Origin of the sequence: Vibrio iocasae (assembly GCF_042245395.1) — a bacterium.
Taxonomy (GTDB): domain Bacteria; phylum Pseudomonadota; class Gammaproteobacteria; order Enterobacterales; family Vibrionaceae; genus Vibrio; species Vibrio iocasae.
The window spans coordinates 2,074,918-2,088,011 of the sequence record NZ_CP145311.1; the positions used below are offsets into that span (position 1 = coordinate 2,074,918).

Below are 13,094 nucleotides of genomic sequence, written 5' to 3' on the forward strand. Positions count from 1 at the left end.
TATGCTCTCATAGTATGTACTGACGCCATTGATGCCATTCGCTAAAATGGGAAGTTCGAACCACTACACTCATACTCTGAGCGAAGGATGTTCAAGTCTTTGTCATCAATATCTTCTATAAAGCTGGTTTTCTCAGTCAAAAAGTACTCTAACTCTTCACTGGAAATGGGCTTGCCTTCCCCTTTTTCTCTATTGTAGTTCTCTCCAAAAAAGAACCTGTGAAGATCCGCATCGAACTCTCTGCCACCATAAAACTCTTTCGCTTTTTTATTTGCATCAGCAATGTTTAGCCTATGCCCCTGCACTTTTAACTTGTATGCACCTGTATAAGGCATCAACTCGCCCATGGGCTCGAACAAACAAACTCTTCGGTAAAAGCGAATATGTCGCTCGGTTACTGAACAGCACAAATCCGTAACGCCTTTCATGTCAGCAAACTGGAAAAGCAGCTTAAACATGTGAAGAAAAACTTTGTATTTTGCATAGGTTGGATCAACGGCAAATGCCACAACCTCAGCTAGCTTTTTCCCTTCAGCTCTCATCTCAGCAATTTCGTCACTACAGAACTCTTCCATAGGTAACCCCATAGGGCTGTCTACAATAAGGGTAACGGTACCAACACATTTACCATCGCCTTTAAACTTACTCGGATCGCCTGCTGCTAGCTCTTCATGGAAATTTGCGATAAATACTTTGGTAGAGGGAAGAAAATGGTACTTGGTAAAACGCATACCTATATCATCAGAACGTTGAAGACCAGTCTCAACATAGTTCTTCCATACAAGAGAGAAAGCACTTTCTAACTCTTTTTTTCCCATTGCCACCTTATACGTTACCGAACTATCAAGTGGGCTCTCGGCCTGACTTTTGTCTAAACGTACTTCCTTTCGCCGTTCGATGGGAACGGTTCTACCGTTTAACTTTTGCTTTTCTTTATTCGCATTAGCTTTACTAAGTTCCTTAATCGGAGCCATTTGCGCACTAAGTTCAGGCGATTTATCTTTTTGGTTGGTCACAGATAACCCCCTTGGAAATGTAACAAATTAGTTTTCCTTAACCTAAATTTATTATATAGCAATTATACATAGATGCTGCGCGAGTATTTAATTTTTCGCAGATTTGCTAAAATAATTTTTGAGTTTTCTAGTACTAAAGTACCAATAATTTATGCAATTGAGTTTTCAAGCTGTTTAATAGTCCCCCACCAATCCAACCCCCTATCACACATTAAGAATAATAAGGTGTTTGAAATGGTCTTTATGCGTACTCTTTTTATTTAGAACCGAGAAACTCTAGGGCTCCTTCATACCAAATTGCTAATTGTCAGTATTTTTTACAGCAGTTGTTACAAACCGTTAATCATGATTTTAGGCGTATAACCATTTGTTTTAAATATAATATAGTATAACTCTGAAAACATATTTATCGCTAGACACCCTATACTCGTAGAATCATCATTATTAGATGACAGTATTTTTTACACTATCAATGAAATTGCTTACCTTACGTGTACATATACTCCTTTTACCCCAATAAATTCAATAGATTACAAACATGGCATTCAAATTGCAAATATCAGGCAGGGATATTGAAGTCCTAAACAAATAAAGAGGATTACATTATGCTTCATAAATCTGTTAAGGTTTTAGCGCTAGGTACAGCATTAGCACTTTCCAGTGGCTATGCTTCTGCTGCGCATCTAAACCTAGTAGCTGAAAACACCCTTATGGGCTTCAGCTTTGATGCGGGGGGCACTGCATCTACTAAGTTTGTTACATTTACCACTATTGATTACACTGGTTCTAGTATTGTAGATATAACAGATACCAATGGTAATGGTTTTATAGACAGTGGTGACGAGTTCACCGACTATGGCGCAATGACCAGTATTTCAGGTAACGCTTCAGGCAACGATGTCAACGGTACTACAGGTCTTCCTGATGGTGAGTTTAACTTCGGTGCTGCTGGTTACCAACTTTCAGCTTCTTTTACAAACTGGACTGGTGAGTTTACAAACCCTACGGGTGCAAGCACTCTAGAGTATGACTTCGCATCTGGTGACGTTGTCTGGAATGTACAGACCATAACTACTGGCGGCTTCGGAGCACCAACAATACTTTCTACAACACCATTACTAACCGCTTCTGTAATTGAAGGTTCAGGGGATTTAGAAGCAACCCCTGGCGGTGATGGCGAAATGAACGTTATTTTTGCTATTACTGATGTAGAAATCGACAATGCATTTTATGTTGACTTTAATGGTGATGGTATCATCACTGAAGATGAAGATGTGTTCGATAGACTTGCTGCGATTCGGATTTTGCTTGCTATACCTCCAGGCGACCCTATCCCTGTAGCTAGCTTTGAGCTTTTACCACCAGAAGTGAAGTCTCAACTACAGTATGGCTTGTCTTCGCCAACTACGAACTTACTTTCAGACCCAGATTTGACGCAAGCTGTAGATGCTATCAATACAGCGACAGGTGAGTCTTTTGACGCCGCTGATGCTATCGCTGCCAATACTATAAGTACTGGTGATGAGATCATGGTCGTAGATAACGATGGTTCATTTGTAGTTAGAGCGATTCCTGAACCTGGTATGTTAGGCTTGATGGGATTAGCATTCCTTGGCTTAGCTGGTTTCCAACGCCGCCGTAAGCACAGCTAATATATAATACTTATATCTATAAAGACCTTTGCCAGATTTGGCAAAGGTCTTTTATTTTAGTTGGTTATATAATCTATCCTGTAATATATTCATATTAAAGATTTACGTCATACGACAAGGTCAGATATTGAATATTTTATTTAGTATTTCAGGATTTATTGTTGCATCAGTTGGGTTTGTTCTGCTCTTTCTGTTATTTTTAACTGTCCGTAAAAACAGCCTGCAACGCACACTTTTATTATCATCATCTCTGTTATCTGCTTTGTGGGCGGCAAGTTCTGCCCTACAGATTCACTACAATTATTCCATATTTCAGCACCTATCCACTGAAACACTACGAAATTCCGGCTGGTTTTTATTAATAGTCACCGCACTCCGACCTAACAAAAACCTGATTACTATTGTTCAATCAAGCCCAATAATTCTTAGCATAGCTGTACTGCTGCTTATCAATCTCTTCCTGGAGTTGGGATATCCGCACTTAAATTGGCTTATGCCAAACCATATCCTTTCGTTTCATTTAGCTCAATCAGTCATCGGATTATGGCTTATTGAACAACTGTTTCGAAGTACAGATAAAAGTGCACGCTGGACAATTAAACCAATATGCTTAGGTCTGGGTACTGTATTCGCTTATGACTTCGCGTTATATGCAGACGGTGTACTCACCAATATGCTAAGCCGGGAATTTGTGCTCGCCCGAGGATGGGTTGTTATCATTTCTGTCCCATTGATTATGTTAACCGCCCGCCGTATAACACAGTGGTCAACACGCATTTATGTCTCCAGAGACATTGTCTATCACAGCACTCTGCTTTCCGTCGCTGGTAGCTATCTACTGGTAATGGCACTAGCCGGATATTACATCAAATACGCAGGTGGTGACTGGGGGGCAATGATCCAGAACGTTTTTTTTGCGCTTAGTGGTCTGGTGCTGGCCAGCCTCTTTTTATCTGAACCCCTAAGAAGAAAACTTAAAGTGTTTATTGCAAAACACTTCTATGCAAACAAGTACGAATACCGTCAGGAGTGGATGCGCTTTTCTTCAACTCTTGAGGAGGAAGCTGACTCACCTTATAAAATTGCCTTGCTAGCATTCATTCGTCCCTTTGAATGTGAGAGCGCTATGATAGCCTCTTTGATTCATAACAATCTTAAGTCTCAAGCCTCTTTGAATATCGACGAGAAAGATCAGGCCATACTTGGGGTTGCAACAATACTGGCCCGCGAGGCCATAAAGCACAACTGGATTATTGACTTAACTGAACTCAAAGATGACACATCAAAATTACCTTTTGATCTAGAAATAGATGATGAAGTACTATCCAATTTCAACGCGTTTAATTATATCATTCCTATCTCTAACCCCAGTGGAAGCCACAACGTTTGTTTCTTATCAGAGCCCAAGTCTACACACTCTATAAACTGGGAAGATAGAGACCTAATGTGGGCTATCAGCAAGCAGCTTTCGGTCTACCTCAACCTACACCAGTCAAACCAGATAATTGCAGAAAATCAGCAGTTTGATACTTTTAACCGAATGTCAGCGTTTCTCGCTCACGACTTAAAAAACGTACTCTCACAGTTACAACTGCTTTCCAGAAACGCAAAGAAACACAGAGATAACCCCGAGTTTATTGAAGATGCTTTTGCAACGATCGACTCTGCATCTGAAAGGTTGGAAAAGGTGGTTAACCACTTAAAGAAAAAGAACACTGACGAAAAGAAAGAGCAATCTTTTGATGTAGATAGCATTATCGAACAAGTATGCCATCAGCGCGCTATCGACAACCCCAAACCCAAGTTTCAGGGTGGCCTTATGCAAACCTCCATTACGGCCGATAAAAACCGCTTCAGCAATATTATTTCGCATTTGATTCAAAATGCTCAGGACGCTACAGAAGCATCTGGCTCAGTGACGGTGACCTCTTCTTTCAACGATGATTACAACCTAATTCGAATTAAAGATGATGGTGCAGGCATGACCGAAGAGTTTGTTGAGAGACGATTGTTTAAGCCATTTGATACTACTAAAGGTAACTCAGGAATGGGTATTGGTGCTTATGATGCAAAACGATTTATCGAGCAATTAGGTGGTTATGTTGAAGTCTTCTCAACCGTTGATAAAGGCACTCAATTTGAAATTAAAATCCCACGTAATTCTCAATAATGGTATTTAGTGAGCGCTATACGTCATAAACAGTTAGGCGGTATACTAAACTTGTTGGCGTAATCAAATAAAAACAGGCATTTCTGAATGGAATCATTACTTATCATCGAAGATGATTTAGGTATACAAAAGCAACTTAAGTGGACTTTTACAGATTACAATGTGGTTTTAGCGGGTGATAGGACATCGGCTATAACCGCTTTGCGTAGATACAGCCCTAAAGTCGTCACTCTTGACTTAGGCTTACCGCCAGATCCAGACAATGCGAGTGAAGGTCTGGCGACACTCAAAGAAATTCTCACCCTGTCTCCTAACACAAAAGTTGTAGTCATTACCGGAAATGATGATAAAGATAACGCCTTAAAAGCAATAGAAATGGGCGCTCATGACTTTTATCATAAGCCGATTGATGATGAGATTTTGACTGTCATTATAAACCGCGCTTTCTTTATCGCTAATATTGAACAAGAGAACGAAAAGTTAAAACGCTTCTCTCTTGATAGTAACGGTTTTATCGGCAGTTCCGAAAATGTACAACATGTATGCAGAATGGTAGAACGCATCGCTCCAACTGAGGTAACTACTCTTCTTCTTGGAGAGAGCGGAACCGGTAAAGAAGTCCTGGCAAGAGCCATTCACAACCAAAGTCAAAGATCAGATAAACCTTTTGTCGCGATCAACTGTGCATCAATACCTGAAAATCTTCTGGAAAGTGAACTATTTGGCTATGAGAAAGGCGCGTTCACCGGCGCTATGAAAACGACCGAGGGTAAAATTCAGGGCGCTCAAGGCGGTACTCTATTTCTGGATGAAATAGGTGACATGCCCTATGCGTTGCAAGCAAAAATACTGCGATTCCTACAGGAAAAAGTGATAACAAGGGTTGGTGGCAGAAAGGATATCGAGGTTGATGTGAGAATCGTTTGTGCCACGCATCAAAACTTACAACAGATGGTTTCTGAAAAAACCTTCCGCGAAGATTTATTTTACCGGATAAGTGAAATAACTATCGATATCCCTCCTCTAAGGGCAAGAGGTGAAGACATTATTCTGTTAGCCAGAGCTTTTTTGCAAAGCTACAACCAGCAGATAAACAAGAATATAAGCGGCTTTAGCGATGACGCAATCACAGCGCTTTTAAAACACTCCTGGCCCGGAAATGTGAGGGAGCTTCAGAACAAAATTAAGTCTTCCGTTATCATGTGTGACAACAAGCAGATCGGTGCTTTCGATCTAAACCTTATGAATGAAGAGCACAAAGAACAGTTAGTGCTGAATCTCAAGACAGTGAGAGAGGAAGCCGAAAAACAGGCTGTGAGTAGAGCGCTATCTATCGGAGACGGAAATATGTCCAATACAGCTGGCTTGCTAGGCATCACAAGACCAACTCTCTATTCTCTGATAGAAAAGTATGGGCTGCGAAAATAGCCCTAAAACTAATGAGTGAACTCTAATCTAGTGACTAACTTATGAGACATCCACTTCAAATAAGCCGCTGGTAGTGATTTAGCGTTGTGGTAATTTGCATAGTTTACGATAATTAGAAAGGTGGTACTAAACAATTAGACCTTCAATGTCGACTGGTTAATATATTTTTCTATAGGGATAGTTATGGATAGTCAACAATCCAGGGAAATAAAAGGAAGTAACACGTTTCCAAATAAACACAACGAATCTAGATTTAGTCGGCGTAAAGTTATTCAGTCCGGTCTTGCTGTATCCCCGCTACTTTTTACCGTCAAAAGCCCCACAGTCTGGGGGGCCGATCTCAACGCCTGTAATATCTCAACTTTGATTTCTGGTAATGTTTCACAACAAAACGATTGTGGAGGTAAAACGATCAACCCCGAGTCTCCAGGATATTGGCACCAAGTTTTCCACGCTACTAAGCAAAAAAAGGGAAAAGGAAATAAGTACAAAATACGCCGAGTATTGGCCAATAACTATCAGGTTTACGACTATACAGCTTTCAGCGCCTTAACAAACCTCGGCACGCTTCTTAGCAGTATCAGTACCACATTGGGAAGCAAGTGGACCGTCACACTGTCGGGAGTCTCACAGGATCCCGCGATGTCTACGGTTTTCCCTGACGGTGGTGTAACTAACGACTTTTCCCTTATTCTAAACTTCTACAGTACCGAAACGGGTAATGTCAGCGTTGACCTGACCGGTGGTACTACTGGCGGTAGCGGCGTATCTAACTTTCATCGTCATACTGCATCAGGATGTTTAAACGGTCTGTTTTCGGGAATCATCACTAGCTACTTTACCTATGCTCAGGTAATTCAGTTACTTCATGATGCTCTTCTTGATGTGTGTGTCAGTATAACAGGCTCTCTTAATAATACTCCCGCAACACCAATAGATTATGCCTATATATCCACTCGGCTTGGTGAAAATAATGGCGGCTTCCTGAAGGATATTATTGCGTGGTAGATACTGGCTGTTATTTAGAAGGTAAAAAGTTGCATCAGGAGTTTTCTACTGCTGAGTGTACCTACCAGCATCAAAACAGTTGCGTAATATACAGCCCAACGACAAATGAGAGCATCCTTTGCAAAAAGGATGTTCTTGAGTTTCTACTAAGTCTTGAAGGTTTAGACGATATCGAGGTTGTAATAAATAAATTTGTCCAACAAAACTCAGAATATGGATTTAATGTAATAAAACAGCTTGTTACAATGAAAATCCTTGTTGATTCGAATAGAAGATAATTGCTGATATATGTTGTCTGAAACTAAAAAGCATGTTCTTTCCGTTGGTCCATTTATGTTTTCTGTATCTTCAGATATACAGGCCGTTCACCAGTATCTGGAGCACCACTATCGCTCTAATCTCGTTTCACCTGATTCTAATCAGTTTGTTGATTATCACGTTTCCGTTGAGCATGGCTCTATATTAAGAAGGCTATACAAACCGCAGGTGATTTTTAAGTTTAACCACCGGGTTCCTTTTAAACCCCTTCCCCTATCTCAAGCGCATGCCATGCTGGAATGGGGAATGAACTGGGTAATATCCAAAAATGCCCATCAGTACTTAATCATTCACGCTGCCACACTGGAAAAAGATGGAAAAGGAATTATTATTTCTGCTCCATCAGGTTCAGGGAAAACGACCTTATGTGCCTATCTGGTTTCACAGGGTTGGAGGCTTCTTTCCGACGAACTGGCGTTAATTTCTCCAGAAGATGAACTACTATACGGCCTTGCCAGACCTATGAACCTAAAGAATCGTTCTATTGACTTGATGAGGCCTTATTTTGACCACAGTGATTTCAGTCAAGTGGCCAAAGACACTCATAAAGGTGAAATCTGCTTACTAAGACCACCTTCAGGAAGCAGTACAAACGCCCATATTGGTGTAAAACCAAGTTTATTAGTTTTTGTTAAATATAGTGCTAGCGAAGAATGTTATTCTGAACCTGTTGATAAGTGTCTGGCTTTGACAGAAATAATCCAGAATAGCTTTAACTTTGGACTCCTGAATAAGAAGGGATTTCAATATGCTCGCAATCTGGTAGACAATACAAAAGCGGTCTATATTGAGTACAATAATTTCAAGTCTTGCGAAAATGCTATCGTTGACGCTTTAAATAGTGAGGAATAATTTGATTCGACTTGCAGATGTTTTAGTTAACCCAGAGATACTCAATAAACTGTCTCCACTGGAGATATCAGACATTGTCTCTCAAGCCCGTTACCAAAATATGCTGAGTCAGCTTCACTATATATGCAAAGACAATGAAGTCTGGGAAAGTCTTCCGCCTCGATTAAAAACACACTTAGTCGCTTCGACTAAAGGGTATATCAGCCAACAAACCCAACTGCGTGCTGAAGCTGTTGAGTTTGGCCAACTTCTGCAGCCACTCGGAGTAAGTTGGGTCTACTTAAAAGGCTCTGCGTACCACCTTAAGGAGATGGATAACTTTAAAGGCCGAGTCATGGCTGATATTGATATTCTGGTCCCTGAAAAAGATCTCCCGTCCGTAGAGGCTGTTCTGGTTTCAAATGGCTGGGTTCAGAGCCATATTGATGACTATGATGATAAGTTCTACCGCGAATGGTCACACGAGATTCCCCCTCTAAGGCACTTAGAAAGACGAACCGAGCTTGATCTGCATTTCAACATTCTGCCAAAAACACTCAAGGAATCCCCAAACTCATCGGTCCTTATTCAGAACTCTATAGCGATTAACGAAAGCGCCCCTAACGCCAGAGTGTTGAGTCTACAGGCCATGGCAATACATAGTAGTATTCACCTGTTCTACGAAAGTGAGTTTCAAAAAGGCTTTCGGGATTTATTTGATCTTTACCTTTTATTGTCGGGTAAGAGCGAGCAGTTTTGGCATTGCTTACTGGATCTTCAGTCCCAACTGGGCAATGGCGATTCAATGTTTTATGCATTGAGATATTGCAAGTTAACTTTTGGGCTAAATGTACCAGGCTTTGTCACCGAGTTTTATTCAGCTTACAAACCGAACTCCATTAAATTACTTCTCGCTGATTTCGCATTTCGTCGAGTTTTTACCTACCCTTATCCTCCCCACAGACTTCCGCTGCATCATCTGGCTGAGTCAATGTTGTATTTGAGAGGGCATATAAAAAGGATGCCATTACAATTACTTATTCCTCACCTGGTGAAAAAGACAATAAAATCTTTTAAGAAGGAAGAAGAGCAGGGCCTTATTTTTTAGCAGGCACGTAATCTTTTTTACTAGTATTCCAACACTATCTAACTTCTTATCAATGAGACGACGTAACACAATAGTTAAGTTATTGTTGCCTATCTATCATTCACACACAATAATTAGATTAACTATTGATTGATATTATACTAGCCATAGTTGGTACGAAAGATAATGGATAAGCAAAACCCTACTAGTAATACAGAAAAGTCACGTTTTTCCAGACGAAAATTACTTCAGTCAGGTATAGCAGCCTCTCCTTTGTTGCTGTCAGTTAAAAGCCCCGTAGCCTGGGGAGGTAACTCGTTGGGAGCAGGAAATTGCAGCGTATCCGTTTTATTGTCAGCCAACGTTTCTGACCACAATATATGTCGCTCAAAAGCAAAAGACGAATGTTATTGGTATTATGCATTTAGTTGTCATCCAAGTGATCCGCAGCGTGTTGTTCGTGAAGCACTTGCAAACGCTACGCCCGACGTTCACTACTATACTTTTTTTAAAGATCGTCTACTTAACAGAAATAACTTCGGTATTATTAATGGGTGGAACAGCAGTATAGATTTACACCGCTCTGCAAACCCAGACTTTAATGATGTTACACACCAGTATCGTGCATATAAGTTGAAGTTTCTTTTTACCAAAACCGTTGGTAGCAAAACCATTAAAGTTGGTGTACCCGTCTATATTGATCGGTTGCATCAGATAGTAGCAACTGGCTATTTAAACGCGATGTTTTATCCGCATCTGATCGACTATATTGGCAATATCAATCATATTAAGTCTCTATTTGATACGGCTCTTGAAGAAACTGTTATAGAGTTATCTCGGATAGTCGAAAGCTACCTCTACGATGTTTCCTCTCTTAGTGATTACGAAATTCGTAGTAGAAGAAGAAAAATCCGAAACAAAGCAGATGAGTATGTTCATTACAATCGCATGAACCCTCTGACTCAGCTACGTGACTCATTAAGGCAAACCTGGGATTAATATCTATTCTTTAATAAAGCAATCCTTGTCAGATTGATAGGCACCCAGAAAATGACTTTCTTCTCCAATTTTATGCCCACAAAAGTCTTCTGTTGTTTTAAATACATAAGTGCTTTGTGGGTATTTTGCAGGATCTTTTTGTATTAACTGATCTTTCTGAAATGTAAAATCACCGATTTCAGCTGAAGTAAATACAGAGCTAAGCTGTTCTTCGTTGTTTAAAAAACCTCTTGGTACAACAAAGTTATTTGCTTTATTTAATTTAGCATCGCCAACATTGACTATCTTTCCGCCAACAATGTTATTCATTAGTTGAGCATCAGACTCCGGGAAACGTAACAGTATTCCATTTGTATTGTACACAGTATTGTTATTGATAAGACTTTCGTTACCTTTGTTTACGTAGACACCCATATCACTACAGTTAAATATGATGTTGTTCCGTAACACAACTTGAGACGCTTCAAAAGGTGCCGAATCTCTTCTGTCTTCGCTTCTCATCCCACCACCTCCGATGGATAACCCTACAGTGATATATTCAGGGTTTATTCGACCAGTGGCGTTGCATATCACCACATTGTTTTCCATCACCCCTCCTATTGATCCTCCCTTGATAAATGCACCATAGCTCACTTTATTTCCTGCAGCTTTTGAAAAGTCACGAATAATGTTATGTGAAACAACCCAATCATTAGCATGATCGATATTTATTGGAGTGACTGGATTCGAAGTCTGGCGTGAAGAAGTAAAGTAAAAGTGGTTGTATTTGATAACACCGCTATCAGGATAATGATATTTAACCCGGTTTACTTTAATCGCAGCATTGAAATCGACAAACTCATTATGGGCAATCACCGTGTTCTCAGCGTTTCCTGTTACGTGTAAAGCATGTTCGCATTTACTATGATGTTCGCAAACACCTGTGAATTTAAACCCTGATATACCCCAATATGGCTGGTTTATGAGTATTCCTTCGATGGTATCGAGTAATAGGTTTACCATTCCTGGGTTTTCAGCTATCAATCTCACAGGTAAGTCTTTAGATGGCTTATACTGGCTAATCTCTATTAACTTTCCAGATATCTTATAATCACCATCCGCAACGATTATCGTTTGCCCCGGCTTGACGTTTTTTATTGCTTCGACAAGCTGTTTTGACGTCGATATAAAGATTTTGTCTTCCGTCGTTTTTAGTTCCGCATCCGTAAGTTGCTTAAAATCTGGTCCAACCGTAGGCCAATTTTCTCGATCAAACTTCTTCCAATGATATGCTGGCTCATCAAGCTTGCGACTTAACTGTTTTAGAGGGTCAGACAGGCTATTAATCTGCGGGTGCTTTTCTATATAAATGGCTACTTTGTTCAGTAGTACAGGCAAAGTATAAAGGCTAAATAAACTATTACTTATATAAAAAACCAGAAAAAGACCCAGTACATTTGCCAATAATCCTGAAAGCAACAGGTACCGACGCAATAGTGTTTTTATCATTTTAAAGCTCCTATTCTTTCATAGCCCGCCGAGTGAGGAAATTATCTATCAGACAAAATTTCTCGTAATTGATCCAAATAAGGAAGCTCTGGTAACCGCCCATTATCTAGACCGGCTGCTTGCCGGCTTTCAAAATAGATGTTGTCTTTTTGCCATCGTTCTAAATCAAAATGCTTTCCAATCAGAATGTTATTGGCGATATTCACTTCAACAGGTATATGCGCATCTTTTTCACTTGGGAGGCCTATAAAAATATTACCTTGCTCTCTTTCCATAATAGCCAGGTTGTTTTCTATTTTGACACTATTTACCCGAGTTCTTTCTAACTTCTCAAGACCATAACCAATAACCTGACTATTTACTGTGTAGTTACTCTGGAAAAGTATCGAATTTTCAAGAATAAACTCCCCCCCATTGGAAATATCAAAAAGCCGACTATCCCGGCCCTTGCCAGTTGAAATAACAGAATCTCTGACAACAGTTTTCGCCGAACGAGATTTTATGGCATGTCCCTGACTCAGCATCGAGGTGAACCTTGAGTTTTCAATAATTAGTGCTCCACCGTGGGTATAAACTCCATGCGCCCTTCCGTTATAACCCAGTCTATGAAATCGGCTATTTTTTATCAGTAACTTCCCTTTGTTTGGTGCTTCGAGGATCCCTTGTTCGCTATCGTGAAAATAAACACCTGATACGGTTAAATTCTCACCTTGATGTCTGATACAAGCCCCATTCCCTGCTGATACCTGTATCTTGCTGCACTCTATGTTCTCGATAGTCGTATTCTTACCTGATGTAATAATTGCACCTTTACCTTCAATAGCGGCATCGACAAAGTGCGTGCCTCTGCTACCTGAAAGAATCACATTATCACTTCTTATGTGTATCCCTCGGGCATATTCACCGGGTCCTAAATAAACCGTGCTGCCGTTAACTATCAGTTGCTCTGCTTGCTTCATGTTATCGACAGTTACGCCATCAACAACAACTTCACCTTCAGCAAGCTCAGTGGCATGTAATGAGGTGGCAAGAGTTATGAGCAGAAATACCATCCAACTGATCATTCGTTCATCCGATTTCAGCCTCTCTTTTGGCTC

General features: G+C 40.3%; 11 protein-coding genes. 8 read left to right on the forward strand and 3 right to left on the reverse strand.

The window, feature by feature from the left end; translation table 11 throughout:
• Positions 1–41: 41 nt before the first annotated feature.
• Positions 42–1,016: a hypothetical protein gene (locus tag SNR28_RS19155; RefSeq protein ID WP_375750142.1), complete on the reverse strand. Its 975-nt coding sequence runs from the start codon at positions 1,014–1,016 to the stop codon at positions 42–44.
• Between the two features lie 605 nt (positions 1,017–1,621).
• On the opposite strand from SNR28_RS19155, the gene SNR28_RS19160 reads away from it, so the two are divergent.
• From SNR28_RS19160 to SNR28_RS19195, 8 genes are all read left to right on the forward strand, one after another.
• Positions 1,622–2,668, forward strand: a complete 1,047-nt coding sequence (locus tag SNR28_RS19160) for a PEP-CTERM sorting domain-containing protein (RefSeq protein ID WP_375750143.1) — start codon at positions 1,622–1,624, stop codon at positions 2,666–2,668.
• Positions 2,669–2,795: 127 nt separating this feature from the next.
• Entirely contained in the window at positions 2,796–4,838 is a 2,043-nt protein-coding gene (gene prsK / locus SNR28_RS19165) for an XrtA/PEP-CTERM system histidine kinase PrsK (protein WP_375750144.1), read from the forward strand.
• Positions 4,839–4,925: 87 nt separating this feature from the next.
• Positions 4,926–6,266 carry a PEP-CTERM-box response regulator transcription factor gene (prsR, locus tag SNR28_RS19170; protein ID WP_375750145.1) on the forward strand — a complete coding sequence of 447 codons (1,341 nt, stop codon included), beginning with the start codon at positions 4,926–4,928 and terminating at the stop codon, positions 6,264–6,266.
• Positions 6,267–6,449: 183 nt separating this feature from the next.
• The gene (locus SNR28_RS19175) at positions 6,450–7,274 is read left to right on the forward strand and encodes a hypothetical protein (RefSeq protein WP_375750146.1); all 825 of its coding nucleotides are present in this window, start codon (positions 6,450–6,452) and stop codon (positions 7,272–7,274) included.
• The gene (locus SNR28_RS19180; protein ID WP_375750147.1) at positions 7,268–7,552 is read left to right on the forward strand and encodes a hypothetical protein; all 285 of its coding nucleotides are present in this window, start codon (positions 7,268–7,270) and stop codon (positions 7,550–7,552) included. The genes SNR28_RS19175 and SNR28_RS19180 overlap by 7 nt, the downstream gene beginning before the upstream one ends.
• 10 nt (positions 7,553–7,562) lie before the next feature.
• Positions 7,563–8,444 (forward strand): HprK-related kinase A, encoded by an 882-nt coding sequence (locus tag SNR28_RS19185; protein ID WP_375750148.1) that lies wholly within the window; start codon positions 7,563–7,565, stop codon positions 8,442–8,444.
• Position 8,445: 1 nt separating this feature from the next.
• A complete protein-coding gene (locus SNR28_RS19190; RefSeq protein ID WP_375750149.1) occupies positions 8,446–9,531 on the forward strand; it encodes a nucleotidyltransferase family protein in 1,086 nt (361 codons plus the stop codon).
• A gap of 165 nt (positions 9,532–9,696) precedes the next feature.
• The gene (locus SNR28_RS19195) at positions 9,697–10,509 is read left to right on the forward strand and encodes a hypothetical protein (protein ID WP_375750150.1); all 813 of its coding nucleotides are present in this window, start codon (positions 9,697–9,699) and stop codon (positions 10,507–10,509) included.
• Between the two features lie 3 nt (positions 10,510–10,512).
• Here SNR28_RS19195 and SNR28_RS19200 read toward each other — a convergent pair whose 3' ends face one another.
• Together SNR28_RS19200 and SNR28_RS19205 are read right to left on the reverse strand one after the other, a co-directional pair.
• Positions 10,513–11,997, reverse strand: coding sequence for a NosD domain-containing protein (locus tag SNR28_RS19200; RefSeq protein ID WP_375750151.1), 1,485 nt, complete (start codon positions 11,995–11,997; stop codon positions 10,513–10,515).
• A gap of 41 nt (positions 11,998–12,038) precedes the next feature.
• On the reverse strand, positions 12,039–13,061 hold the full coding sequence (locus tag SNR28_RS19205) for a right-handed parallel beta-helix repeat-containing protein (protein ID WP_375750153.1): 1,023 nt from the start codon (positions 13,059–13,061) through the stop codon (positions 12,039–12,041).
• Positions 13,062–13,094 lie beyond the last annotated feature (33 nt).

Bases quoted from the DNA above. Each gene is read 5' to 3' on its own strand.
- SNR28_RS19160 (WP_375750143.1), top strand. From the start codon at position 1,622: ATGCTTCATAAATCTGTTAAGGTTTTAGCGCTAGGTACAGCATTAGCA.
- prsR (WP_375750145.1), top strand. From the start codon at position 4,926: ATGGAATCATTACTTATCATCGAAGATGATTTAGGTATACAAAAGCAA.
- SNR28_RS19175 (WP_375750146.1), top strand. From the start codon at position 6,450: ATGGATAGTCAACAATCCAGGGAAATAAAAGGAAGTAACACGTTTCCA.
- SNR28_RS19185 (WP_375750148.1), top strand. From the start codon at position 7,563: ATGTTGTCTGAAACTAAAAAGCATGTTCTTTCCGTTGGTCCATTTATG.
- SNR28_RS19195 (WP_375750150.1), top strand. From the start codon at position 9,697: ATGGATAAGCAAAACCCTACTAGTAATACAGAAAAGTCACGTTTTTCC.
- SNR28_RS19200 (WP_375750151.1), bottom strand. From the start codon at position 11,997: ATGATAAAAACACTATTGCGTCGGTACCTGTTGCTTTCAGGATTATTG.
- SNR28_RS19205 (WP_375750153.1), bottom strand. From the start codon at position 13,061: ATGATCAGTTGGATGGTATTTCTGCTCATAACTCTTGCCACCTCATTA.